Annotated in this window: 21 protein-coding genes; 10 read left to right on the top strand and 11 right to left on the bottom strand. The window is 60.2% G+C overall.

From position 1 onward, the window contains the following. Window positions 1-98 precede the first annotated feature (98 nt). From pqqF to AC07V0_RS12975, 7 genes are all read left to right on the top strand, one after another. The gene (gene pqqF / locus AC07V0_RS13005) at window positions 99-2,537 is read left to right on the top strand and encodes a pyrroloquinoline quinone biosynthesis protein PqqF (protein WP_086944451.1); all 2,439 of its coding nucleotides are present in this window, start codon (window positions 99-101) and stop codon (window positions 2,535-2,537) included. 156 nt (window positions 2,538-2,693) lie between these two features. Next, the gene (gene pqqA / locus AC07V0_RS13000; RefSeq protein WP_009045898.1) at window positions 2,694-2,768 is read left to right on the top strand and encodes a pyrroloquinoline quinone precursor peptide PqqA; all 75 of its coding nucleotides are present in this window, start codon (window positions 2,694-2,696) and stop codon (window positions 2,766-2,768) included. A gap of 84 nt (window positions 2,769-2,852) precedes the next feature. Continuing rightward, on the top strand, window positions 2,853-3,764 hold the full coding sequence (gene pqqB, locus AC07V0_RS12995; protein ID WP_086944450.1) for a pyrroloquinoline quinone biosynthesis protein PqqB: 912 nt from the start codon (window positions 2,853-2,855) through the stop codon (window positions 3,762-3,764). A gap of 127 nt (window positions 3,765-3,891) precedes the next feature. After that, window positions 3,892-4,644 carry a pyrroloquinoline-quinone synthase PqqC gene (gene pqqC, locus AC07V0_RS12990; RefSeq protein WP_086944449.1) on the top strand — a complete coding sequence of 251 codons (753 nt, stop codon included), beginning with the start codon at window positions 3,892-3,894 and terminating at the stop codon, window positions 4,642-4,644. Beyond that, window positions 4,641-4,916 (top strand): pyrroloquinoline quinone biosynthesis peptide chaperone PqqD, encoded by a 276-nt coding sequence (gene pqqD / locus AC07V0_RS12985; RefSeq protein ID WP_018928829.1) that lies wholly within the window; start codon window positions 4,641-4,643, stop codon window positions 4,914-4,916. Before pqqC ends, pqqD begins: the two co-directional genes overlap by 4 nt. A 4-nt stretch (window positions 4,917-4,920) precedes the next feature. Further along, window positions 4,921-6,063, top strand: a complete 1,143-nt coding sequence (gene pqqE, locus AC07V0_RS12980) for a pyrroloquinoline quinone biosynthesis protein PqqE (RefSeq protein ID WP_173861131.1) — start codon at window positions 4,921-4,923, stop codon at window positions 6,061-6,063. Beyond that, window positions 6,029-7,861, top strand: coding sequence for a S9 family peptidase (locus AC07V0_RS12975; RefSeq protein WP_086944447.1), 1,833 nt, complete (start codon window positions 6,029-6,031; stop codon window positions 7,859-7,861). Before pqqE ends, AC07V0_RS12975 begins: the two co-directional genes overlap by 35 nt. 169 nt (window positions 7,862-8,030) lie before the next feature. Here the strand turns inward: AC07V0_RS12975 and AC07V0_RS12970 are convergent, their stop codons facing one another. Further along, on the bottom strand, window positions 8,031-9,314 hold the full coding sequence (locus AC07V0_RS12970) for an aspartate aminotransferase family protein (protein ID WP_086944446.1): 1,284 nt from the start codon (window positions 9,312-9,314) through the stop codon (window positions 8,031-8,033). Window positions 9,315-9,483: 169 nt separating this feature from the next. Between AC07V0_RS12970 and AC07V0_RS12965 the strand changes: the two genes are divergently transcribed. Further along, the gene (locus AC07V0_RS12965) at window positions 9,484-10,404 is read left to right on the top strand and encodes a LysR family transcriptional regulator (protein ID WP_028940266.1); all 921 of its coding nucleotides are present in this window, start codon (window positions 9,484-9,486) and stop codon (window positions 10,402-10,404) included. Between the two features lie 225 nt (window positions 10,405-10,629). Here the strand turns inward: AC07V0_RS12965 and AC07V0_RS12960 are convergent, their stop codons facing one another. From AC07V0_RS12960 to bioB, 10 genes are all read right to left on the bottom strand, one after another. After that, window positions 10,630-12,408, bottom strand: a complete 1,779-nt coding sequence (locus tag AC07V0_RS12960; protein ID WP_018928824.1) for an acyl-CoA dehydrogenase C-terminal domain-containing protein — start codon at window positions 12,406-12,408, stop codon at window positions 10,630-10,632. Window positions 12,409-12,595: 187 nt separating this feature from the next. After that, a complete protein-coding gene (locus AC07V0_RS12955; RefSeq protein ID WP_495019602.1) occupies window positions 12,596-14,392 on the bottom strand; it encodes an acyl-CoA dehydrogenase C-terminal domain-containing protein in 1,797 nt (598 codons plus the stop codon). A 90-nt stretch (window positions 14,393-14,482) separates the two neighbouring features. Next, window positions 14,483-15,772 (bottom strand): GGDEF domain-containing protein, encoded by a 1,290-nt coding sequence (locus AC07V0_RS12950; protein WP_018928822.1) that lies wholly within the window; start codon window positions 15,770-15,772, stop codon window positions 14,483-14,485. 226 nt (window positions 15,773-15,998) lie between these two features. After that, window positions 15,999-17,804, bottom strand: coding sequence for a phenylacyl-CoA dehydrogenase (locus AC07V0_RS12945; protein WP_007936490.1), 1,806 nt, complete (start codon window positions 17,802-17,804; stop codon window positions 15,999-16,001). Between the two features lie 277 nt (window positions 17,805-18,081). Further along, entirely contained in the window at window positions 18,082-18,378 is a 297-nt protein-coding gene (locus AC07V0_RS12940) for a hypothetical protein (protein WP_018928821.1), read from the bottom strand. Between the two features lie 120 nt (window positions 18,379-18,498). Next, on the bottom strand, window positions 18,499-19,179 hold the full coding sequence (gene bioD / locus AC07V0_RS12935) for a dethiobiotin synthase (RefSeq protein ID WP_018928820.1): 681 nt from the start codon (window positions 19,177-19,179) through the stop codon (window positions 18,499-18,501). Further along, window positions 19,176-19,988, bottom strand: coding sequence for a malonyl-ACP O-methyltransferase BioC (gene bioC, locus AC07V0_RS12930; RefSeq protein ID WP_018928819.1), 813 nt, complete (start codon window positions 19,986-19,988; stop codon window positions 19,176-19,178). Before bioC ends, bioD begins: the two co-directional genes overlap by 4 nt. Further along, on the bottom strand, window positions 19,981-20,712 hold the full coding sequence (locus tag AC07V0_RS12925; RefSeq protein WP_018928818.1) for an alpha/beta fold hydrolase: 732 nt from the start codon (window positions 20,710-20,712) through the stop codon (window positions 19,981-19,983). The genes bioC and AC07V0_RS12925 overlap by 8 nt, the downstream gene beginning before the upstream one ends. Beyond that, on the bottom strand, window positions 20,705-21,883 hold the full coding sequence (gene bioF / locus AC07V0_RS12920) for an 8-amino-7-oxononanoate synthase (protein ID WP_086944445.1): 1,179 nt from the start codon (window positions 21,881-21,883) through the stop codon (window positions 20,705-20,707). Before bioF ends, AC07V0_RS12925 begins: the two co-directional genes overlap by 8 nt. Window positions 21,884-22,003: 120 nt before the next feature. After that, window positions 22,004-23,059 carry a biotin synthase BioB gene (gene bioB / locus AC07V0_RS12915; RefSeq protein WP_008008198.1) on the bottom strand — a complete coding sequence of 352 codons (1,056 nt, stop codon included), beginning with the start codon at window positions 23,057-23,059 and terminating at the stop codon, window positions 22,004-22,006. Window positions 23,060-23,149: 90 nt separating this feature from the next. Here bioB and AC07V0_RS12910 point away from each other — a divergent pair, with 90 nt between their 5' ends. Together AC07V0_RS12910 and AC07V0_RS12905 are read left to right on the top strand one after the other, a co-directional pair. Further along, window positions 23,150-23,890 (top strand): ComF family protein, encoded by a 741-nt coding sequence (locus AC07V0_RS12910; protein ID WP_086944444.1) that lies wholly within the window; start codon window positions 23,150-23,152, stop codon window positions 23,888-23,890. A gap of 63 nt (window positions 23,891-23,953) precedes the next feature. Then, window positions 23,954-24,718 carry a TOBE domain-containing protein gene (locus AC07V0_RS12905; RefSeq protein ID WP_018928815.1) on the top strand — a complete coding sequence of 255 codons (765 nt, stop codon included), beginning with the start codon at window positions 23,954-23,956 and terminating at the stop codon, window positions 24,716-24,718. Window positions 24,719-24,753 lie beyond the last annotated feature (35 nt).

Below are 24,753 nucleotides of genomic sequence, written 5' to 3'. Positions count from 1 at the left end.
GGGGCGTTCTCAATATGTTTCCCCGGCGCAGTGTGGAAACTCATTGAGAACGCCCCCTAATCCGCTAGCATTAGCGCTTCTCTGTTCTGGAAGTGCTCATGCCTGCGCTGAATCACCCCCACCTTCACACTGAAACCCTGGCCAACGGTCTGCGGGTGACGCTGCGTCATGCTCCCGGTTTGAAGCGCGGCGCCGCTGCGTTGCGGGTCGCTGCCGGCAGTCACGACGTGCCATCGGCCTGGCCGGGGCTGGCGCACTTTCTCGAGCATTTGCTGTTCCTGGGTACAGAGCGCTTTCCCGCAGGACAAGGGCTGATGGCCTATGTGCAAGGTCATGGCGGGCAGGTGAATGCGCGCACCAGCGAACGGACGACGGACTTCTTTTTCGAACTGCCGCCCCAGGCGTTCAGCGCTGGGCTGGAGCATCTGTCAGACATGCTCGCCCATCCGCGTATGAATCCGGACGATCAGCGGCGGGAACGGGAAGTGCTGCACGCCGAATTTGTCGCCTGGTCGCGGGATGCCACAGCCCAACAGCAATTCGCGCTGTTCGACGGGCTCTCGGCGGCTCACCCGTTACGGGCGTTTCATGCTGGCAACCGTTACAGCCTGCCGATTCCGCAGCCCGAGTTTCAGCAAGCGTTGAAGGACTTCCATCAGCAGTTTTATCAGACCGGGCAAATGACGTTGAGCCTGGCCGGCCCGCAGAGTCTCGAAGCATTGAAAGGGATGGCGCAGGCGTTTGCCCTTGCCATTCCCGCAGGTAAAAAAGTCCCCCAGGCAAAGCCCAGCCTGTTGATGGATTCATCGGCCAATAGTTATCAACAGGCTGGAGAACGTCGACTGGATCTGCTGTTCACCTTCGAAGGGCTGCCCGACTCATCGCCCGAAGCGCTGGCGTTCCTGTGCCATTGGCTGACCGCCGCAAAGCCCGGCGGCCTGTTGGCGCAGCTGCGAGACAGCGGGCTGGCAGACAACCTGAAAGCTGCGCCGCTCTACTGCTATGCCGGGCAAGCCTTGCTGCACATCGAATTCACGCTGCCCGCAAACGCCACGCAATCGGGCAACGTGATCCGCGAACGGCTTCTGGATTGGCTGGGCTTTTTTGCCTCCCGTCAGGATTGGGCCCAATTGCGCGAAGAATACGCAGCCCTGCAGCAGCGCCAACAACAAGTCAGCAGCGCCTTGCAACTGGCCCAACGGGACAGCGAGCAACTTGCACCGGGGTTGTCCGAACAGGGCGTTGTCGCCCTCAAGGCAATCCTGCAACAAATCGGCGCTGTGGATAACTTCACCGGCCAGTGGCAACTACCGCCCCCCAACCCGTTTTTGCGTACCGAGACTCCAGCCCCGAATGCCGGCTTGATTCGCGGCCAGACCAGCGCCCACCGTGGCCTGCGGACCTTTGCCCAGGATCGCTCGCGCAGTCGCCGCGAACGTTCGCCGATGCAGTTCAGTCAGGCGTTGCCGGATAACACGGATGAAGGCGCGGTTTATCTGCGCTGGCGCCTGGAGTCCGCGCCTCACGGCCGTCTTCAGACCAATCTGGAAAACAACCTGGGGCCGTTGCGCGAGGATGCACGTCAGGCCGGTGTCGACGTTTCCTTCAGCGCATCGGGCAATGAGTGGCTGCTGAAACTGACGGGCCTGCAGGAGCCGATGCCAACAGTCCTCGAACATGTGCTGAAAGCGCTGACAAAACCTGATGCCCGTTTCTTACAGGAAGCACCGACGGCCACCCCATTGATGCCGATTCGACAGCTGCTCAAGGCGTTGCCCGATCTATGCACTGAGCACACCGCAGCCTCGGATGACTTGCAGCAACTCTGGTCGAGTGCGCGCTGGGATGGCCTGGCGACCGGACTGTCGGCCCAGACGCAAGCGGCGATGGGGTTGGCGTTGAGTCGTGTGCCGGGAACGCCAGACCATCAATCGACGTCACCTCTATCGATCGGCTCACAGCATCTCTGGAGCGCCATCGATACCGGCTCCAGCGAACACGCGCTGTTACTCTTTTGTCCGACAGCAACCCATGACATCGCCGACGAAGCTGCCTGGCGCTTGCTCGCACACGTGTGCCAGACACCGTTCTATCAACGCTTGCGGGTGGAGCTGCAACTCGGTTACGCGGTGTTCAGTGGCCTGCGCCAGATCAACGGTCAGACCGGGCTGTTGTTCGGCGTGCAATCGCCGAGCGTCGCGCCTCTGGACTTGTTGCAGCACATCGAACAATTCCTCGGCGAGCTCGAAAGGACGATCGAAAGCATCGATGAGCTGACCTTCATCGCCCAACGCCAAGCCCTGGCCGATCAATTCGACAGCACCGCCCTGCCCAACACCCAGGCCGCCGAACTGCTCTGGCAAGGCAAACTGGCCGGCCACTCGTCGGATTATCTGGGCCTTTTACCTCAAGCGATTCTGAAGATCGACCGCAAAGCCTTGCTGGCCGCGGCACAGCGACTGAATAGGGCCGAAGGTGGCTGGCGCTGTCTGGCCAGCGGAGCTTGCCCGACTACGCGCTGGCAAGTGGCAAAATGATCATTACCGGCGCTGCAATTAGCTTTCTCAAAGATTCGCAGCCAATCACTCTGTAATTTTGAGTAACATAGCCACCTAACTATCTGAACATCTCCGGCTGGAGGTGGACTATATGTGTAGGTCTCAACTGTCCCATCCACCTGAAGGAGCGCTTCTATGTCCTGGTCCAAACCTGCTTACACCGACCTGCGTATCGGCTTCGAAGTCACCATGTACTTCGCAAGCCGCTAAGCTCTGCCGTTTGGTAGAGAATGCAGTGCTACGCCTCGGCTTGCCGGGGCGTTTTTATTTTCAGTTTTCAATGATGGAGCGGCCATGTTTGTCCAGATTCTAGGTTCCGCCGCCGGCGGCGGTTTCCCCCAGTGGAACTGCAACTGCGCGAACTGCGCAGGTTTTCGCGACGGCAGCCTGCGGGCCGAAGCGCGTACCCAGTCGTCCATCGCGATTTCCGATGATGGCGTGAACTGGGTGCTGTGCAATGCTTCGCCGGACATCCGCGCCCAGCTCCAGAGTTTCGCGCCGATGCAGCCGGGCCGCGCGCTGCGTGATACCGGCATCAGCGCAATCATCCTGATGGACAGCCAGATCGACCACACCACCGGCCTGCTCAGCTTGCGCGAAGGCTGCCCGCATCAGGTCTGGTGCACCGACATGGTCCATGAAGACCTGAGCACCGGGTTCCCGTTGTTCACCATGCTGACCCACTGGAACGGCGGGTTGAACTGGAACCGTATCGAACTCGATCAGAGCTTCACCGTCCCGGCCTGCCCGAATCTGCGTTTCACCCCACTGCCCCTGCGCAGCGCCGCCCCACCCTACTCGCCGCACCGCTTCGACCCGCATCCGGGCGACAACATCGGCCTGATCGTCGAAGACCTGAGCACCGGCGGTAAACTGTTCTACGCACCGGGCCTGGGCAAGGTCGATGCACCACTGCTGAAGATCATGGCCAGCAGCGATTGCCTGCTGGTGGACGGTACGATGTGGGACGACGACGAAATGCGGCGCCGTGGTGTCGGCACGCGCACGGGTCGGGAAATGGGCCATCTGGCGCAGAACGGCCCCGGCGGCATGCTCGAAGTGCTGGAACAACTGCCCAAGCAGCGCAAAGTGCTTATCCACATCAACAACACCAACCCGATTCTCGATGAGGATTCGCCAGAGCGTGCGGAGCTGGCCCGTCGTGAAGTTGAAGTGGCTTATGACGGCATGAGTATTGTGCTGTAGCGGATAGCCTCTTCGCGGGCCAGCCACGCTCCCACAGGGATAGCGCTATCTCTGTGGGAGCAGGCCTGCCCGCGAAGGCGTCAGACCAGACACCAAAGAATCCACCGGTTGTTCCCGGAGAACCGCAATGACTGATACCCCAATGTCCCCCGCCGAATTCGAAGCGGCCCTGCGCGCCAAGGGCGCCTACTACCACATCTATCATCCGTATCACGTGGCGATGTATGAAGGCCGGGCGACCCGCGAGCAGATCCAGGGCTGGGTCGCCAACCGCTTTTACTATCAGGTGAACATCCCGCTCAAGGACGCCGCGATCCTGGCCAACTGCCCGGACCGCGAGATTCGTCGCGAGTGGATTCAGCGCCTGCTGGACCATGACGGCGCCCCCGGCGAAGACGGCGGTATCGAAGCCTGGTTGCGTCTTGGGCAAGCGGTCGGCCTCGCCCCGGATCAGTTGCGCTCCCAGGAGCTGGTGCTGCCCGGCGTGCGTTTCGCCGTGGATGCCTACGTCAACTTCGCCCGCCGGGCCCGTTGGCAGGAAGCCGCCAGCAGCTCATTGACCGAGCTGTTCGCGCCGCAAATCCACCAATCGCGCCTCGACAGTTGGCCGCAACATTACCCGTGGATCGACCCGGCCGGTTACGAATATTTCCGTACGCGCCTGGGCCAGGCTCGCCGGGATGTGGAGCACGGTCTGGCAATCACGTTGCAGCATTACACTACGCGGGAAGGCCAGGAGCGCATGCTGGAAATTCTCCAGTTCAAACTGGACATTCTTTGGAGCATGCTCGATGCCATGAGCATGGCCTACGAACTGAACCGCCCGCCGTACCACAGCGTGACCGAACAGCGGGTCTGGCATAAAGGAATCACCTTATGAGTTTTGATCGCAGCAAAACCCCGACCTGGCGTCCCGGCTACCGTTTCCAGTACGAACCGGCGCAAAAGGGCCATGTATTGCTCTACCCCGAAGGCATGATCAAACTCAATGAGAGCGCCGCGCTGATCGGCGGCTTGATCGATGGCCAGCGAGATGTCGCGGCCATCATCGCCGAGCTCGACAAACAGTTCCCCGGCGTGCCCGAGCTCGGTGACGACATCGAGCAATTCATGGAGGTCGCCCGTGCTCAGCACTGGATCGAACTTGCCTGATTCCGTGTCAGACAAGTTACCGCCCAAGCCCGAAATCGGCCTGCCCCTTTGGCTGCTGGCGGAGCTGACCTATCGCTGCCCGTTGCAATGCCCGTACTGCTCCAATCCGCTGGATTTCGCCGAGCAAGGCCAGGAGTTGACCACCGAGCAGTGGATCAAGGTCTTTCGCGAAGCCCGGGAAATGGGCGCGGCGCAGTTGGGGTTTTCCGGTGGTGAACCGCTGGTACGCCAGGACCTCGCCGAGTTGATCGCTGAGGCGCGCAAACTGGGGTTCTACACCAACCTGATCACCTCCGGCATCGGCCTCACCGAGCAGAAAATCAGCGACTTCAAAAAGGCCGGCCTGGACCACATCCAGATCAGCTTCCAGGCCAGCGACGAGCAGGTGAACAACCTGCTGGCCGGCTCGAAAAAGGCCTTCGCGCAAAAACTCGAAATGGCCCGTGCGGTGAAGGCGCACGGCTATCCGATGGTGCTGAACTTCGTCACCCATCGGCACAACATCGACAAAATCGACCGGATCATCGAGCTGTGCATTGCCCTTGAGGCAGACTTCGTCGAACTCGCGACGTGCCAGTTCTATGGTTGGGCTCAGCTCAATCGGGTCGGCCTGTTACCGACCAAGGAACAATTGGTTCGCGCCGAACGCATCACCAACGAATACCGCGCGAAACTGGAAGCCGAAGGGCATCCGTGCAAGCTGATTTTCGTGACGCCGGACTATTACGAAGAGCGTCCGAAAGCCTGCATGAATGGCTGGGGCAGTATTTTTCTGACGGTCACACCAGACGGAACCGCCCTGCCCTGTCATGGCGCCCGACAGCTGCCGGTGCAGTTTCCCAACGTGCGCGACCACAGCATGCAGCACATCTGGTACGACTCGTTCGGCTTCAACCGCTTTCGCGGTTACGACTGGATGCCCGAGCCGTGCCGCTCCTGCGACGAGAAAGAAAAGGACTTCGGCGGCTGCCGTTGCCAGGCGTTCATGCTCACGGGTGACGCGAGCAATGCCGACCCGGTGTGCAGCAAGTCGGAACATCACGGCGTGATCCTCAAGGCCCGCGAAGAAGCCGAGCACGCGACCCAGACCATCGAACAACTGGCCTTTCGCAATGAACGAAACTCACGCCTCATCGCCAAAAGCTGAACCCTTGAGCGCCGCCAGGGCCGTCGCGGCCGGCATCGACTTCGCCGAGTTGCAGGTCGGGCCACATGGCCTGTTCTGGAACGAGTACCGCCCCGAAGATGCTGCCTGCCGAGTCTGGCAGTGGCGCGACGGTCAGGCCCACTGCCTGACGCCACCCACCTTCAGTGTGCGCAGCCGGGTGTACGAATATGGCGGTGGCGCGTTTTGTCTGACCGATGACGGGCTGGTGTTCGTCAACGAGGCCGATCAGCAGCTGTATCGGCAATCGCTGAGCGATGAGACGCCTGAGGTGCTGACTTCAAGTGAATGCCGGTACGGCGATCTGCACTTCGCCAACGGGCAAGTGCTGGCGGTGGAAGAAAACCGCGATCGGCATCGCCTGGTGGCGATCGATCTGGCCGATGGCCGACGCCATCTGCTGGCCGAAGGCGCTGATTTCTACGCGGCACCGACCTTGAGTCCTGATGGTCGGCGTCTGGCCTGGATCGAGTGGAATCGCCCGGATCAGCCCTGGACCGCAACACGCCTGATGGTTGCCGAGCGCCAGCGCGATCACACCTTTGCGCAACCGCGTTGCGTGGCAGGTGACGGTGCTCAGGAGTCACTGCAACAACCGAGATTCGATGACAGCGGCCGTCTGTATTGTCTGACCGATCGCGGCGGTTTCTGGCAGCCGTGGGTGGAGTCGGCCGACGGTCTGAGCCCACTCCCGAGCGCTGCTGCCGACCATGGACCGGCGCCCTGGCAATTGGGTGGTTGCACCTGGTTACCGTTGAGCGAAGACACTTATCTGGCGAGTTGGACCGAAGAGGGTTTTGGGCGACTGGGGCTTTGTCATGGCGATGGCTCCCGTGAGGATTTCACGGGCGACTACAGCCGCTTCCGCCATCTCGCACAGGATGACCAGTTCATCTACTGCATCGCCGCTTCACCAGTCAGTTCGGCGTCGGTGATTGCCATTGACCGCAAGACCCGGCAGGTGAAGCCCCTCGCCGGTGGTGTTGTCCCCCTGCCGGCCGATCAGATCAGCCGCCCGCAAACCCTGCGTTATCCGAGCGGTTCGGGCGAGGCCCACGGGTTCTTCTACCCGGCAATGAACGACGATACGAAACCGCCCTTGGTGGTGTTCATTCACGGCGGCCCGACTTCGGCCTGCTACCCGATGTTCGACCCGCGAATCCAGTATTGGGCACAACGCGGCTTCGCCGTGGCCGATCTCAACTACCGAGGCAGCAGCGGCTACGGCCGTGCTTATCGCCAGGCGCTGCATTTGAGCTGGGGCAAGGTGGACGTGAAAGATGCCTGCGCAGTGGTCGGCTACCTGGCCGGGCGCGGACTGATCGACGGCGATAAAGCGTTTATCCGTGGTGGCAGCGCCGGCGGGTACACCGCATTGTGCGCATTGGCCTTTCACAAGGTCTTTCGTGCGGGCGCCAGCCTGTATGGCGTCAGCGATCCCGTTGCGCTGGGCCGCGTCACGCACAAGTTCGAAAGCGATTATCTGGACTGGTTGATCGGCGACCCGGTAGAGGACGCTGAACGCTACGCCGCGCGCACGCCGCTGCTGCATGCGAACAACATTAGCGTTCCAATGATCTTCTTTCAGGGTGAACTGGACGCCGTGGTGGTGCCGCAACAGACCCGCGACATGGTCAAGGCATTACAGGACAACGGCATTCTGGTCGAAGCGCATTACTATGCCGACGAACGCCATGGCTTTCGCAAGGCCGGCAACCAGGCCCATGTGCTGGAGCAGGAATGGATGTTTTATCGGCGGGTGATGGAGTTGGCGGACTGAAATCGTAGCGCCCCATTCGCGGGCAACCATTGATCCTGCTATCACTCAAGCACTGAAATGTCTTCGGCAAAACGCAGAGACAAAAAAACGCCCCACGCGAAAAGAATCAAACGTGGGGCGCTGCGTTATACCGCGAGACGGTTCGGAAATTCGTGTAGGGCGGGTCTGATCAGACCGCAATACCTTTGCGGCACTGCAGTTGCGCGGTGCGCACGCGGGAGAAGGCGCGGGCCAGACGCAGGAGCATTTCGTCGATATTGGCCTTGCTGACCGTAAGGGCCGGAGTAAAGCGCAGGCAATCGGCTTGCGGCGCATTGAGCAGCAAGCCTTCGTACAATGCAGCCTTGACTACGGCGTCGGCCGAATCGTCGGACAGATCGAGCCCCCAGAGCAGCCCTTGCCCACGCAATTCGCCGTGACCATAGCGATGGGCCAGACGACTCAGGCCTTCGCCCAGATGCTGAGCGGTTTCCCGCATATGATCGATAAAGCCCTTGTCCTGCACGCTGTCGAGCACGACAAGCCCGACGGCACTCATCAACGCATTGCCATGATGAGTGCCGCTCATTTCGCCGATTTCGAAACAACAGGCCTTGCCTCGCGCCAACAATGCCGCCAATGGCACGCCACCACCGAGCCCTTTGCCGAGCACCACGATATCTGCCCGCACGCCGTAGGAGTGTTCGGCAAGCAATGTGCCGCAGCGCCCGACGCCGGTTTGCACTTCGTCAAATATCAGCAGAATGCCAAGCTCACGACACAAGCGCTCGACGCCCTTGAGGTAGTGCTCGGTAGCGGGAATCACCCCGGCCTCGCTCTGGATCGGTTCGAGCATGATCGCGACCGTCTGGGCATCCACGGCCGCATGCAAGGCGGGCAGGTCATTGAACGGGACATGGCTGAAGCCCGGCAACTGTGGCTCGAATCGGTTGATCAGATTCGAACTGTCCGACGCAGAAATCGTCCCCAGGCTACGGCCATGACAGCCTTTGCTGGCCACAATGATCCGCGAAGCGCCGCCACGATGTTGCTGGCCCCATTTGCGCGCCAGTTTGATCGCCGCTTCACAGGCTTCGCTGCCACTGTTGAGCAGGTACGCCTGGTCACTGCCGGTACCGGCGCAGAGCCGGTCGGCGAGGTTGAGCATGCCGCGGTTGTGCAGACCGAAACCCGGATTGATCAGCGACTGAGCCTGCTCCGAAATCGCTTTGACCAGTGCTGAAGGGCTATGTCCGAGGCTATTGGCGCCGCCACCCTGTGAGAAATCCAGGTAAGCGCGGTTATCGCTGTCCCACAACCAGGAGCCTTGGCCACGCACGAAAATCTGTTTCGGTCGTTCGACACTGGGCATCAGGCACTCGCTGGAAAAGTTGTCGCTTCTGGCCGGCAGGGAAGTGTCCATCGCCAGGTCATCAAGGCTCGGTGGCTTGCGTCGCAGGTTGAACAGATTCATCGGATAAAACCTCGTCCGAGGTTTTTTGCCTTGCCTATGTAAACACCATCGCTGTAAACGGTATTCATCGTGCTTTATGGCCCTGTAAGCCTTGTGAATGCGGTTAGACTAGGCGTAGGCAAGGCACTGAGCCATTTCGATTTCTCAGCATTTTCGATAAGTATTACTTATGGATTTCAAGCAACTGCGTTATTTCGTCGCGGTCTACGAAGAGGGCCACGTCGGTCGGGCCGCCGAGCGGCTTTCTATCTCCCAGCCTGCGTTGTCCCAGCAGATCCGCCAACTCGAACAGAACCTCGATGTAAGCCTGTTCGAACGCAGCAGCAAACGTCTGCTGCCAACCCTGGCGGCCCACACGTTGTACAACCATGCCCTGCCCTTGCTCGATGGCTTGCAACGCGCGCGCGAAGCCTTGGGCAATTTCAAGGGCAAGGCGCTGCGAACCTTGGCCATTGGCGTACTGCAGACCGTCCACTCCAGCCTGGTGCCGCAAATGCTCGAACGCGTGCGCAAGGCACAGCCGCATCTGGTGGTGCAGATCTATGAACTGACCGGCCTGGAAATCGAGCGGCGACTACTCAATGGTTCGCTGGACATCGGGATCAGTTACCTGCCGCCCCGTCAGCCGGGTTTGCACGGCGTGCCGTTGTACGAAGATGAGCTGACCCTTGTCATCCCGGCGGACCATCCGTTGCGCGAATTCAAGAAGGTCTCCATGAGCCAGGCGGCCGAGTTGCCCATGTTGCTGTTGGGTGAAGAGTTCCAGGTGCGGCAGATCTGGCAGGCACAACTGGCCAGTCTTGGGCGCCGGCCGCAGGTGCAGGCCGAGCTGAACAACATGGCGGGGATTCTCGACAGCCTGCCGCACACGCGGCTGGCGACTGTGCTGCCCGGACGCTCGCAAAAGACCCATGGCGACCAAGAGTTGCTGTGGAAACCACTGAGTGAGCCGCGGGTGCCGCTGAAAGTGGGGTTGGTGTGTCGGGATGTGCAGCGGCAACAGGCTTCGCTGGCGTTGTTGCGGACATTGCTGGAAGAGGTGATGGATGAACACTTGCGTAGCCCGACGGCCCTGGATGGGTTGAGCTGAACTTTTTTGCAGGCAAAAGAAAACCCCGCCGAAGCGGGGCTTTGCAGACTGTTTCCCTGACATCCATTTCACTCCGCCGTCCTGGCAGAATCCTACGTGTCCGTGTTGTTGCTTTGCGCTTCCTGCGCGACGTCCATGTGAAGTAGATTAGCTCTGGATCCAATCTGCGCATATGGGAAAACAGCAGCACGTCATGTAAGAGAATGCTTACATGACGTTACAGAGTCAGAACTGTCCTGCGTCCAACAGGAACAACGATTCGCTTCCCGCCTTTACCGACGCGCTCAACGAGTGAATACGTGGCAGCAGACGAGCGAAATAGAACCGCGCCGTACCCAGTTTGCTCGCGTAGAAATCGTCCTGCGCTTCTTTGCCGAAGGCTGCCTTGGCCATCAGTGCCCACATGTAGGCATAGGCGGTGTAACCGAATGCTTGTAGATACTCGACCGAAGCAGCGCCGATTTCGTTCGGGTTGTTTTTCGCCCGGTCCAGCAGCCATGCGGTCAGATCGTCGAGGGTGCCCACTGCATCGTTCAGCGGTTTGGTGAACTCCGCCAAATCAGCACTGGCCGTCGCGGTGAAATGACGAATCTCGTCAGCGAACAGTTTGTAGAACGCCCCGCCGCTGCCGACGATCTTGCGCCCGACAAGGTCCAGCGCCTGAATACCATTGGTGCCTTCGTAGATCTGCGTGATACGCACGTCACGAACCAGTTGCTCCTGGCCCCACTCACGGATGTAGCCGTGGCCGCCAAAAATCTGCTGGCCATGAACTGTGGTTTCAAGCCCCAAATCGGTCAGGAATGCCTTGGCAACAGGCGTCAACAGTGCGACCAGGTCTTCTGCGCGCTTGCGGGTGGTGGCGTCTTCGCTGAACTTGGCGGTGTCCAGTTGCATCGCCACGTAAGTGGAAAATGCACGGCCGCCTTCGTTCGAGGCTTTCATGGTCAGCAGCATGCGACGCACGTCAGGGTGGACGATGATCGGGTCAGCCACTTTGTCCTTGTTCTGCGCGCCGGTCGGCGAACGGCTCTGCAGGCGGTCGCGAGCGTATTCAATGGCGTTCTGGTAGGAACGTTCACCCGAGGCCAGGCCCTGGATGCCGACACCCAGACGCTCGTAGTTCATCATGGTGAACATCGCCGCCAGGCCTTTGTTCGGCTCGCCGACCAGGTAACCCACGGCTTCGTCGAAGTTCATCACGCAGGTTGCGGATGCCTGGATACCCATCTTGTGTTCGATCGAACCACAGGTCGCCGGGTTGCGCGCACCGAGGCTGCCATCGGCATTGACCATGAACTTCGGCACCAGGAACAGCGAAATACCTTTCGGCCCTGCTGGCGCGTCCGGCAGCTTGGCCAAGACCAAGTGGATGATGTTCTCGGTCAGGTCGTGTTCGCCGCCGGTGATGAAGATCTTGGTGCCGCTGACCTTGTAGGAACCGTCAGCCTGAGGTTCGGCCTTGGTGCGGATAATCCCCAGATCAGTACCGGCGTGCGGCTCGGTCAGGCACATGGAACCGGCCCAGACACCGGCGTACATGTTCGGCAGGTACGCGGCTTTCAGCTCTTCGCTGGCGTGGGCGTTGATCGACAGGCAGGCGCCGGCGGTCAGCATCGGATACAGACCGAACGACAGGCTGGCGGAGTTGACCATTTCTTCGACCTGCGCCGAAACCGCCTTGGGCATGCCCATGCCGCCGTAGGTTGGATCGCCACCGACACCGACCCAACCGCCTTCAGCGTAGGTCTGATACGCCTGTGGGAAACCGGCCGGGGTGGTGACGGCACCGTCGGCCCAGTGGCAACCTTCTTCGTCAGCCGCACGGCTCAGGGGCGCGATGCTTTTGCTGGTGACCTTGCCGGCTTCTTCCAGAATGGCTTCGACGGTTTCGGCATCGACGGTCTCGGCGAGCGCAGGCAGTTCGGCCCAGAGTTTGGCGACCTCGAAAACTTCATTGAGGACGAAGCGCATATCGCGCAGGGGCGCTTTGTAGTCAGCCATGGCAAACCTCGCAAGATCTAAACAGGTGGTTCGTAGGAATAGTGATTTCGCTGTGTCCGAGTGTACCTCAACAACTTTTACGACACATAGGGTCAGCCCATGACCGATTTGTTATTTTTAGTCACCGACCTGTTCTTCATAAAGAAGCCCGCAGCAAGGCGGGCTTCTTTATGGCCGATTTGAATGATTAAAGTGCAAACAACTCCGCCGGCAACTTCATCAAACAGTCGCTACCCGCCTCGATGGCCGCCCGATGAGCAGCCGTACGCGGCAGTAAGCGCTTGAAGTAAAACTCGCTGGTCGCCAGCTTGCCTCGGCAATAATCGGCATCACCGCTGCCCGCCTCCAACTGCGACTGAGCCACCAGCGCCATGCGTAGCCACAGGTAGCCGAGGATGATATAGCCGCAGTACATCAGGTAATCCACCGAGGCGGCGCCGACCTCATCCGGATTTTTCATCGCAGCCATGCCGATCCTGGTGGTCAATTCACCCCACTGCTGATTCAGATCGTTGAGTTGCGCCACATAACCGCCGAGTTGCGGGTGCTCAGCGTTTGCCGCACAGAACTTGTGGACGATTTTAGTGAAGCCGCGCAGCAGTTTTCCCTGACTGCCAAGGACTTTGCGCCCAAGCAGATCCAGCGCCTGAATGCCGTTGGTGCCTTCATAGATCGGCGCGATCCGGCAGTCGCGAACCAACTGCTCCATGCCCCACTCACGAATGAAACCGTGGCCGCCAAACACCTGCATGCCGAGGTTGGTCACCTCCAGCCCGGTGTCGGTCATGAAGGCTTTGCAGATCGGTGTGAGGAACGCCAGCAAATCCTCGGCGTCCTGACGCGCCGTTTCATCCGGGCTCAGGTGCGCAGCGTCCAGCAACTGTGCGGTGAAGTAAGTCAGCGCCCGGTTGCCTTCATTGAAGGCCTTCATGGTCAACAACATCCTGCGCACATCGGGATGCACGATGATCGGGTCGGCAGGTTTTTCCGGGGCTTTCGGGCCGGTCAGCGAGCGCATTTGCAGACGGTCGTTGGCGTATTTGACCGCCCCCTGGAAGCTCGCCTCCCCCAGACACAAACCTTGCATGCCGGTGCCGAGCCGCGCGTGGTTCATCATGGTGAACATGCAGTTCAGGCCCTTATTCGGCTCACCGATCAAGAAGCCCTTGGCATCGTCGAAATTCAGCACGCAGGTGGCCGAGGCCTTGATGCCCATTTTGTGTTCGATCGAGCCGCAGGAAACGCCGTTGCGCTCGCCTGCCTCGCCCTCGGCATTGGGTAGGAATTTGGGCACGATAAACAGCGAAATACCTTTGGTCCCCGCTGGCGCGTCCGGCAGTTTGGCCAGCACCAGATGAATGATGTTGTCACTCATGTCGTGCTCACCGGCGGAGATGAATATCTTGCTGCCAGAGATCGCGTAACTGCTATCGGCCTGAGGCACGGCGCGGGTCTTGATGATGCCCAGATCGGTGCCGCAATGGGCTTCGGTCAGGCACATGGTGCCGGTCCATTGGCCTGCGGTGAGCTTGCTCAGGTAGGTCTGTTTCTGTTCTTCAGTGCCATGGGCATGGATGGCCGACATCGCACCGTGGGTCAGGCCGGGGTACATGCCCCAGGACGTGTTACTGGAGCCGACCATTTCGCTGATGACCAGCCCCAAGGAACTTGGCAAGCCCTGGCCACCGTAAGCCGGGTCCGCCGCCAGACCATGCCAGCCGCCTTCCACGTATTGTGCGAATGCTTGCTTGAAACCTGTAGGCGTTGTGACTACACCGTTGTCGAAATGGCAGCCTTCTTCGTCGCCGCTGCGGTTCAGCGGTGCGAGAACGTTCTCACAGAATTTCGCGCCTTCTTCGAGAATCGCATTGACCATGTCCGGGCTGGCATCGGTGGCCCCCAGCGCGGCGTAGTTGCTGTGAAAATCAAACACGTGATCGATCAGAAAGCGCATGTCGCGCAGGGGAGCTTTGTACTCGGGCATGTTCATTTCTCCGGCAGCAGATGGCCCAAACCTACTGCCGTGCATCACACCTCACAATCACAGTCCAGACGCTGAATGCGCCATCATCACTCAACCCGCAGCGGCGTCCATGCGCACTGCGCCACGGCGGTTCTGACCGAAGGCCATCACACAGTTTCGCCCCGCCCCCTTGGCGCTGTAGAGCGCCTGGTCGGCGGATTTGAGCACTTCTTCGGGGGTGCGTTGTTCCAGGCGTTCGGCGACGCCGATGCTGACGGTGACCGAAACACTCGAGGCACCCGAACCCGCGCGACGCTGGCGCCCCTGCTGGTCATCCTGGGGACGGCTGTCCTGATTGCGCAGCTGGATGTTGTAAGTGGCAATGGATTCGCGGATGACCTCCAGATGCGGCATGCACTCTTCGAGGGTCTTGCCTGCGAACACCAAGGCAAATTCCTCACCGCCGTAGCGATATGCCCTACCGCCACCACTGATTTTCGACAGCTTGCTGGCGACCAGACGCAACACTTGGTCGCCGACATCGTGGCCGTGGGTGTCGTTGAATTTCTTGAAGTGATCGACGTCGCTCATCGCCAGCACGTAATTGCGCCCCAGCCGTTGCATGCGCTCGTTCAGGGCGCGGCGCCCCGGCAGGCCGGTGAGTTCGTCGCGGAAAGCCATCTGATAGGCCTCATGGGCAACCGCGGCGGCAATCATCAACATCACCTGGCTGCACATGATGTTGAGGGTGAAGGGCAGGATGAAGGTTTTCGGCAACATCCAGAACAATCCCAACAGCCCCACCAATTGCGCAGCGTGCAAGGGTCTTGGGTTGCGCCAGTATTGCCAGGCCAATAACAGGAACGAGGCGATGAACACGGGATAAGACAATTGGATCAGGCTCATCCACGCACCATGCAACGCCGGCCAGCGGATCTCCGACAGCCACATCAGCAGCGCCTGTGGGTAACTTTGCTCCAGCCCCAGCGCCACACTGCCGAACGCCAGTAACACAGCGAAACGCGCCACCATGTCCTGGAACAGGTGAGTACGCTCTTGCCAGGCAGCGAACAAGCCAAACAGCAATGGCAACAACAGACAGCACAGATGGAACACCACCGCGGCGTCTTCACGAACCTTGCCGTTGTCGCGGTAATAGTCGGTCTGGGTGTCGAGCAGGAAGTAGGCGATGTACACCGTGACCATCAGAAACAGTTCACGCTGACGTCGATAAACCGCGCAATACGCACCGCCGAGCAACAGCACCAGAGTGGGCAGCACGTTGAACAGCGAAGTGAAGAAGACGTTGAGATCCTTGACGTAGGCAGCCGCAAGCCCCGCGAGCAACAACAGCAGCGATGGCAAAAAATGGCTGAAACGTACAGCGGAAGAACGCGGCAAGGGTAAAGCTCCGACCCGGCAAACAAAGATGGCATTGTGCCTGCATTTGGCGCAGCTAAGCACGTGCAACGTGACAGGCGTCACATCGCAGCCTCTTTAACGGCAGCAAAGTCGTTCTTCTTAGCGTTTTAGTCAGGAATATTTAAAGACGTGATCGTTTGCGTCAGGCATAAAAAAGCCGCTGCTTCCGAGGAAGCAGCGGCTTTGTGAAGAGACTGCGTAGGGCTTAGTAACCCAGTGCGAAGTCTTCTTCTTTCATGTCCATCAGGTTGTTGGCGCCCGACAGCATGGTTGCAACGTGAGTGCGGGTACGCGGCAGGATGCGCTGGAAGTAGAAGCGCGCAGTCTGCAGCTTGGCGGTGTAGAACGCCTCTTCAGTGGTGCCGGCAGCCAGTTTCTCGGCCGCCAGACGCGCCATGTCAGCCCAGAAGTAGGCCAGGCAGGCGTAACCGGAGTACATCAGGTAGTCCACGGATGCTGCGCCGACTTCTTCGCGATCTTTCATGGCCGCCATACCGACCTTCATGGTCAGCTCGCCCCATTCTTTGTTCAGCGCAGCCAATGGCTCGACGAACTCTTTGACCGCGTCATTGCCTTCGTTGCTCTGGCAGAACTTGTGGACGATCTTGGTGAAGCCCTTGAGCGCTTCGCCTTGAGTCATCAGCACTTTACGGCCCAGCAGGTCGAGTGCCTGGATGCCGGTGGTGCCTTCGTACAGCATCGAAATACGGCTGTCGCGAACGTTCTGCTCCATGCCCCACTCGGCGATGAAGCCGTGGCCACCGTAGATCTGCACGCCGTGGTTGGCGGATTCGAAACCGACTTCAGTCATGAAGGCTTTGGCGATCGGCGTCATGAAGGCCAGCAATGCGTCGGCTTTCTTCTTCTCTTCTTCATCGACGCCGTATTTGACGATGTCAACTTGCTTGGCGGTGAAGTAAACCATCGCACGGTTGCCTTCGGCGAACGCCTTCATGGTCAACAGCATGCGACGTACATCAGGGTGAACGATGATCGGGTCAGCGGCTTTGTCCGGCGCTTTCGGGCCAGTCAGGGAGCGCATTTGCAGACGATCGCGAGCGTATTTCAGGCCGCCCTGGAAACCGATCTCGGCGTGTGCCAGACCTTGCAGCGCGGTACCCAGACGTGCGGTGTTCATGAAGGTGAACATGCAGTTCAGGCCTTTGTTCGCCGGGCCGATCAGGTAACCGGTGGCCGCATCGAAGTTCATCACGCAGGTGGCGTTGCCGTGGATGCCCATCTTGTGTTCCAGCGAACCGCAGCTCACAGCGTTGCGCGCACCGATCGAGCCGTCTGCGTTCGGCAGGAATTTCGGCACGATGAACAGGGAAATGCCTTTGGTGCCGGCCGGTGCGTCCGGCAGACGTGCCAGAACGATGTGGACGATGTTGTCGGCCATATCGTGCTCACCGGCCGAGATGAAGATCTTGGTGCCGGACACTTTGTAGGAGCCGTCGGCCTGAGGTTCGGCCTTGGTGCGCAACATGCCCAGGTCAGTGCCGCAGTGCGGTTCGGTCAGGCACATGGTGCCGGTCCATTCGCCGGAAACCAGTTTGGTCAGGTAAGCCTCTTGCTGCTCAGGCGTGCCGTGCTCGGAAATAGTGTTCATCGCGCCATGGGACAGGCCTGGGTACATGCCCCACGACCAGTTGGCCTCGCCAACCATTTCGCTGACAGCCAGGCCCAGAGACTCCGGCAGGCCCTGGCCGCCGTGCTCTACATCGTGGGCCAGGCTAGGCCAGCCGCCTTCGACGAATTGCTTGTAGGCTTCTTTGAAACCGGTCGGGGTTTTAACGCCCGACTCGCTCCAGGTGCAGCCTTCGGTGTCACCCACGCGGTTCAGCGGAGCCAGCACCTGCTCACAAAACTTGGCGCCTTCTTCGAGAATGGCGTCAACCATGTCCGGAGTTGCGTCCTGGCAAGCCGGAAGGCTCTGATAGTGCGCTTCGTAGCCGAGCAGTTCGTCACGAACGAAGCGAATATCACGCAAGGGGGCCTTGTAGTCAGGCATAGCGATAAACCTCTGCTGATGTAACCGGGAATGAACGACCGTGGTGATTTGTTGTGACGGTAAAACAGTTGTTTGAAACATACGTTTACGCCCAAACCTTGTCAAGCGCCGATCTTTTGCCGTTCGTCTTCGATCTATGAAAATCTTGGGCGCGCAGTGGCGCAACGTCGTTGATTGAGCAACACGTCATGTAGGAGAGATTAGTTGAGGGAGAAGGACTTACGCAGAAAAACGCCGCGAACAGGCGCGGCGCTGGGGTAGTGAATTCAATGAGGAATCAGGCGAAGGTATCGATCAACGTACCGAGCATTTCATCGGAGGCCTTGGCGACTTTGACGCCAAGTTCCACCTGGAACTTGCCCTGAGACATCTCGACCACATTGCTGGCCAGATCCGATTGCTGGCTGCGGTCTACCGAGCGCAAACGATCGACCTGGACCTCGGAGGACTGACTGGTGACCGAACGCTCGATGGTGTTGTTGGCGATCTGTCCCGAAGCCTGATCGACGCGGCTCTGCCCTGTCTGAATAGTGCTCAGACCGGCATAGAAAGCGGTGTTTCCTGAGATTTCCATGGGAGAACTCGTCCTACAAAGGATCAACAGCGGCCATTGAACCAGACACGCCGCTAAAAGGCCCGACAAAAACACTAATGGCACAGTGCCTTATCATAGGTAAAACCCACGCCAGAAACGTCAGTCCAGCAGATCCAGCTGTAGATGCTCGGCTACCGCTTCGGCCGTCACCGACTTGAGTTTCGGCACCCGCCCCAGGCACGGCGCGGGAATGCGCTCGGCCAGCGTCGCCAGGTTTTCTTCCAGGCGCGAGGTCTTCGGATCGATGATGTTCGCCACCCACCCCGCCAACTGCAAACCATCCCGAGCAATTGCCTCAGCCGTCAGCAGCGCATGGTTGATGCAGCCCAGGCGCACACCAACCACCAGGATTACCGGCAGATCCAGCGCCATGGCCAGGTCTGACAGATTGTCTTGATCCGCCAACGGCACTCGCCAGCCGCCAGCGCCTTCGATCAAGGTGAAGTCCGCCTGCAGATCGAGAACCTGCCGCATTGGTGCCAGCAACGATTGCACGGTCAGCGCCACGCCAGCCTCCCGCGCTGCCAGATGCGGTGCGATCGCCGGCTCGAACGCGACCGGATTGACCTGATCGTAGGTCAACGGTATCGAGCATTCGGCCAGCAGTGCCAGTGCGTCGGCGTTGCGTAATCCCTTGGGCGTCAGCTCACACCCGGAGGCTACCGGCTTACCCGCCGCTGTGCTCAAGCCTGACAATCGCGCGGCATGCAGCAAACCTGCGGCGACGGTGGTCTTGCCGACATCGGTGTCAGTACCGGTGATGAAATAGGCTGCGCTCATAAGGGTTTCTCCAGCACGGCGTAAACCACTTGATAAGTCGCCGGCAGTCCCTGTGCCTGACGAAACTGCTCGTAAGCCTCGATCAAGCCGAGGATTCGCGCCCTGCCGGTCAAACCGCCCGGCCGACCGGGGTTCAGGTTATGCGCCCCGAGTGCCTTGAGCTCATGGGTCAGGCTGCGGACATCGGGGTAATGCAACACATGTGGATGTGTTTCAAGGCTGATGACCTTCAAGCCACTGCCCGCGCAAAGCTGCTGGTAAACACCGAACTCGCGGAAGCGGTTGACGTGCACCATGCCATCCACCTGACGCCAGCTGTCGCGCAATTCGTACAGCGTGCCTACACACAGACTAGCAAACGCGAAAATACCGCCCGGTTTCAGCACCCGATACGCTTCGTTGAGCACCGAGGCGAAATCCGCGCACCATTGCACCGCCAGGCTGGAGAAGACCAGGTCGCAGGTCGAATCCTGCAACGGCAAGCGTTCGGCATCACCGGCGATGAAATGGTTGGCGCCGCCCAAGGGACGGGCGTGATTGAGCATCCCCTCTGCGATATCAAGGGCCAGCCCGTTGCCGGCAGGAAAACGCTCACCGAGCGCACGGCTGAAATACCCGGTGCCACAACCCATGTCCAGCCATCGACCCGGGACAAAATCCTCCGGCAAGCGACGCAACAATTCATTGCCAACGTCGCGCTGCAACTCGGCCACGCTGTCGTAGCTCGCCGCCGCTCGGGAAAAGGACGCCGCTACCTGGCGTTTATCGGGCAAGCCGCCGGGCAGGTTGGGAAAGGACAAATCAGTCATCACCGGACTCATGCAAAAAGGCCTGAATCGCCCCCGCCACACCGTGGGGGTCTTCCAGAAGAAACGCGTGGCTGGCCTGTTCAATCAGACCGATTTCGACATCCGGCAGCAGCGCCAGCAAATCCCCCGCCGCTTCGGCCGGGACCAATCCGTCGAGACCACCGAACAAGTGCAATTGCGGACCGCGAAACGCCTGCAACGCTTGCCGGGTATCCAGCTGTGCAAGCAACTCCAGGCCGCTCATCAGCACCGATGGAGACGAAAGCGGTGCGCCAGCGAGCAACAGCCGCGATAGCCCGCGCGGGTCTGCGGCACCTTGGGTGCACAGCAGCGAGAAACGTTTCAACGTCATGCCCGGATCGGCTTTGCAACCGGCCAGAAACGCGTCGAAGGTCTCGCCAGGCATCCCGCTCGACCACTGCTCATGGGCGACAAAAGAAGGGTTACTCGCCAGGGTCACCAAACCGCAGCAACGGTCACCGCGCTTCGCCGCCAATTCGGATGCCAGCATGCCGCCCAATGACCAACCACCTAGCCAGGCATCCTGGGGCAGCGTCGAATCCAGTTCATCGAGCCATTCTTCAAGGTTGCTCGATTCCAGTTCCGGCAGTGGTTCGATTTCGACGCGCAGATGCTCATCCAGGCCTTGCAAGGCAGCCGCCAAGGGTTCCAGCGGAGAAATCCCGAGACCCCAGCCCGGCAGCAGAATCAGACGATCACGCATGGCTTGGCTCCGGTCCCAGTTGTTGAAAACAATCGGCCAGTCCACTTAACAATAGCTGCACCTGCGCCTCGCTGTGAGCGGCAGTCAGGGTAACGCGCAAGCGGGCGCTGCCGGCGGGCACGGTCGGTGGACGGATCGCGGTCACCATCAGGCCACGCTCACGCAGCATCTGCGACAGCCGGACCGCACGCCCGGCATCGCCAATCATGATCGGCTGGATCGGCGTGAAGCTGTCCATCAACTCCAGGCCAATCTGCTCGGCGCCTTGGCGGAACTGGCGAATCAGCGCCTGCAAATGCTCACGTCGCCAGTGTTCGCTGCGCAACAATTCCAGGCTTTTAAGCGTCGCGCAGGCCAGTGCCGGCGGCTGGCTGGTGGTGTAGATGTAGGGGCGAGCGAACTGGATCAGGCTCTCGATCAACTCCTCACTGCCAGCCACAAAAGCACCGGCCGTACCGAACGCCTTGCCGAGGGTGCCAACCAACACCGGCACGTCCTCCTGACTCAGGCCGAAATGCTCGACGGCCCCACCGCCATTGGCGCCCAGCGGACCAAAGCCGTGAGCGTCATCGACCATCAACCAGGCACCTTTGGCCTTGGCTTCCCGCGCCAGCGCCGGCAGATCGGCGATGTCACCGTCCATGCTGAACACGCCGTCGGTGACCACCAGCGTATTGCCGGTGGCCTTCTCAAGGCGGTTGGCCAGACTGGCCGCATCGTTATGCAGATAGCGATTGAAACGCGCACCGGACAGCAAACCGGCATCCAGCAACGACGCGTGATTGAGCCGGTCTTCCAGCACCGTATCGCCTTGCCCGACCAATGCGGTGACCGCGCCGAGGTTGGCCATGTAGCCGGTGGTGAACAGCAGTGCGCGCGGGCGGCCGGTGAATTCGGCAAGGGCTTCTTCCAGCGCGTGATGCGGGCCGCTGTGGCCAATCACCAGATGCGAAGCACCACCGCCCACGCCCCAACGAGACGCGCCGGCGCGCCAGGCTTCGATCACTTGCGGGTGATTGGCCAGGCCCAGGTAATCGTTGTTACAGAACGCCAGCAATGGCTGACCATCGACCACCACTTCCGGGCCTTGAGGGCTTTCAAGAAGCGGGCGCTGGCGATAAAGGTTTTCGGCACGACGGGCAGCAAGGCGTGCGGCGAGATCGAAAGACATGCAGGCCTCGAAGATCAGAGTGTAGGAGCCTGCTTGCTGGCGATAGCATCACCACGGTCATCAGACAGACCGTGGTGATGCTATCGCCAGCAAGCAGGCTCCTACAGGGTTTTGCGTGGGTTAAACAGCAGCGTTATAGAACTGCTCGCTGCTCTTCTGCTCCACCAGTGCCTGTTCGATGGCGGCCTGATGCACTTCGTCGGCGTGCTCTTCGCGGGCTTCCGGCAGGATGCCCAGACGCGAGAACAGTTGCATGTCCTTGTCTGCCTGCGGGTTGGCGGTGGTCAGCAGTTTTTCGCCGTAGAAAATCGAGTTGGCGCCGGCAAAGAACGCCAGAGCCTGCATCTGCTCGTTCATCGCTTCGCGACCGGCGGACAGGCGTACGTGGGATTTCGGCATCAGGATGCGTGCAACGGCGAGCATGCGGATGAAGTCGAACGGATCGACGTCGTCGGCATTTTCCAGCGGCGTGCCGGCGACTTTCACCAACATGTTGATCGGCACCGACTCTGGATGCTCTGGCAGGTTGGCCAGCTGGATCAGCAGGTTGGCGCGGTCGTCGAGGGACTCGCCCATGCCGAGAATGCCGCCGGAGCAGATCTTCATCCCCGAATCACGCACGTAGGCCAGGGTTTGCAGGCGCTCGCTGTAAGTGCGGGTGGTAATGATGCTGCCGTAGAACTCCGGCGAGGTGTCGAGGTTGTGGTTGTAGTAGTCCAGGCCGGCTTCGGCCAGGGCGACGGTCTGGTCCTGATCGAGACGACCAAGGGTCATGCAGGTTTCCAGGCCCATGGCTTTCACGCCTTTGACCATCTCCAGCACGTAAGGCATGTCTTTGGCCGACGGGTGTTTCCACGCCGCGCCCATGCAGAAACGGGTCGAACCGATCGCCTTGGCGCGAGCAGCCTCTTCGAGGACCTTCTGCACTTCCATCAGCTTTTCTTTTTCCAGGCCAGTGTTGTAGTGACCCGACTGCGGACAATATTTGCAATCTTCAGGGCACGCGCCGGTCTTGATCGACAGCAGGGTGGAAACCTGGACGCGATTGGCGTCGAAATGCGCGCGGTGCACCGTCTGCGCCTGGAACAGCAGGTCATTGAATGGCTGAACGAAGAGTGCTTTGACTTCAGCCAAAGACCAGTCGTGACGCAGGGTGGCAGTGGTGCTGGCGCTCATGGGCGATTCCTTGGTTATGCTTGGCAAGCGACTGGGGAATGGAATGCCCACAGACGCGACACGGATGTTCGGCATATTTAAGGAAGACTCATGCACTGTCAACCACGATACGAAGGACCGGTTTACATCTGGTTAAAAAACAAACAATCCTGTTTGCTCTGCTCAGAGGTCGCAGACGACACCATACCGATCTGCATGGCCTGCGAAACCGAGCTGCCCTGGCTGGACGACCAATGCCACACCTGCGCCCTGCCCTTGCCCGCCACCGGTCTGACGTGCGGCCAATGCCTGAAACAACCGCCAGCCTTCGAGCGAGTCGCCGCGCCCTGGACTTACAGCTTTCCCGTCGACAGTTTGATCACCCGCTTCAAGCACAGCGCAAAATGGCCGTTTGGCCGCCTGCTCGCCGAACTTCTTGCTCAGTTCCTGCAACATCGCTTCGATGAAGATCTGGATCGGCCCGACGCGCTGATACCGGTACCGCTGGCCCCCAAGCGGCTGCGACAGCGGGGTTTCAACCAGGCGGTGATGCTCGCCCGCTGGCTCAGTGCCGGCCTCGACATTCTTTGTGATGAAACGCTGTTGGTGAGGACTCAGGACACCAGCGCGCAACAAGACCTTAATGCCGATGCACGTAAAAAGAACCTGCGCCACGCCTTCGCCCTGGCGCCCGAGGCTTCGGTCAAAGGTCGCCACTTCGCACTGGTGGACGATGTGCTGACCACCGGCGCCACCGCACAGGCCCTGGCCCGGCTGTTAATGGCGGCGGGTGCGACGCGGGTCGACGTCTACTGCCTGGCCCGTACCCCCAAACCTGGCGATGGGGCCTGACTTGACTCCCGCACGCCAAGTCGCCAACGTCCCATCCATCGCCACAGCCCAAAGCGCCTTGCCATGTCCTTGCCTACGTTGTTGTCCCAGCACATTGTCCGTCGTCCGCAGCGCATCGCGTTGCTGCAACACATCGCCGAACAGGGCTCGATCACCCGCGCCGCAAAAAGCGCCGGCCTGAGTTACAAGGCCGCGTGGGACGCCATCGACGAGCTGAACAACCTCGCGCAGAAACCACTGGTGGAGCGCAGCGTTGGTGGCAAGGGCGGCGGTGGCGCCAAATTGTCCAGCGAAGGCGAGCGCGTGTTGCGCCTGTATCAAAAGCTGCAAGCGTTGCAGGCTCAGGTTCTGGAAGCCGCCGAAGAGGCCAGCGACCTGGACTTGCTCGGTCGGCTGATGCTCAGAACCAGCGCGCGCAATCAATTGCACGGCAAGGTCGTGGCGATCGATGCACAGGGGCGCAACGACCGGATCCGCCTTGAACTGGCCGAAGGCTTGCTCATTGACGCGCAGATCACTCACGACAGCACCCTGCGCCTGGAGCTGGAAACGGGTACCGAAGTGGTCGCACTGATCAAGGCCGGTTGGCTGGAACTGCTTGGCATCGATCAAGCTGCAACACATGGCAACAATTGCCTGAAGGGCACGATCGAAGAAATCCTCGACGCTGAAGACAGCCCCAGCGAAGTGCGCATCGGCCTGCCCAATGGCCAGACACTTTGCGCCCTGGCCGAGCCGCTGCACCTGAAAAACCTCGGGCTTGCCGCCGGTAAACCGGTGCAGGTGCAGTTCGCGCCATCGAACATCCTGCTGGGTACACCGCTCTAGCCTGCAGGCGCTGCAACAAAAGCTTCATCAACCGC

The organism is Pseudomonas sp. GW821-FHT01E10, assembly GCF_059422365.1.
Note: the sequence above shows the minus strand (reverse complement) of the source record. Positions and strands in the feature narration are given on the sequence as shown.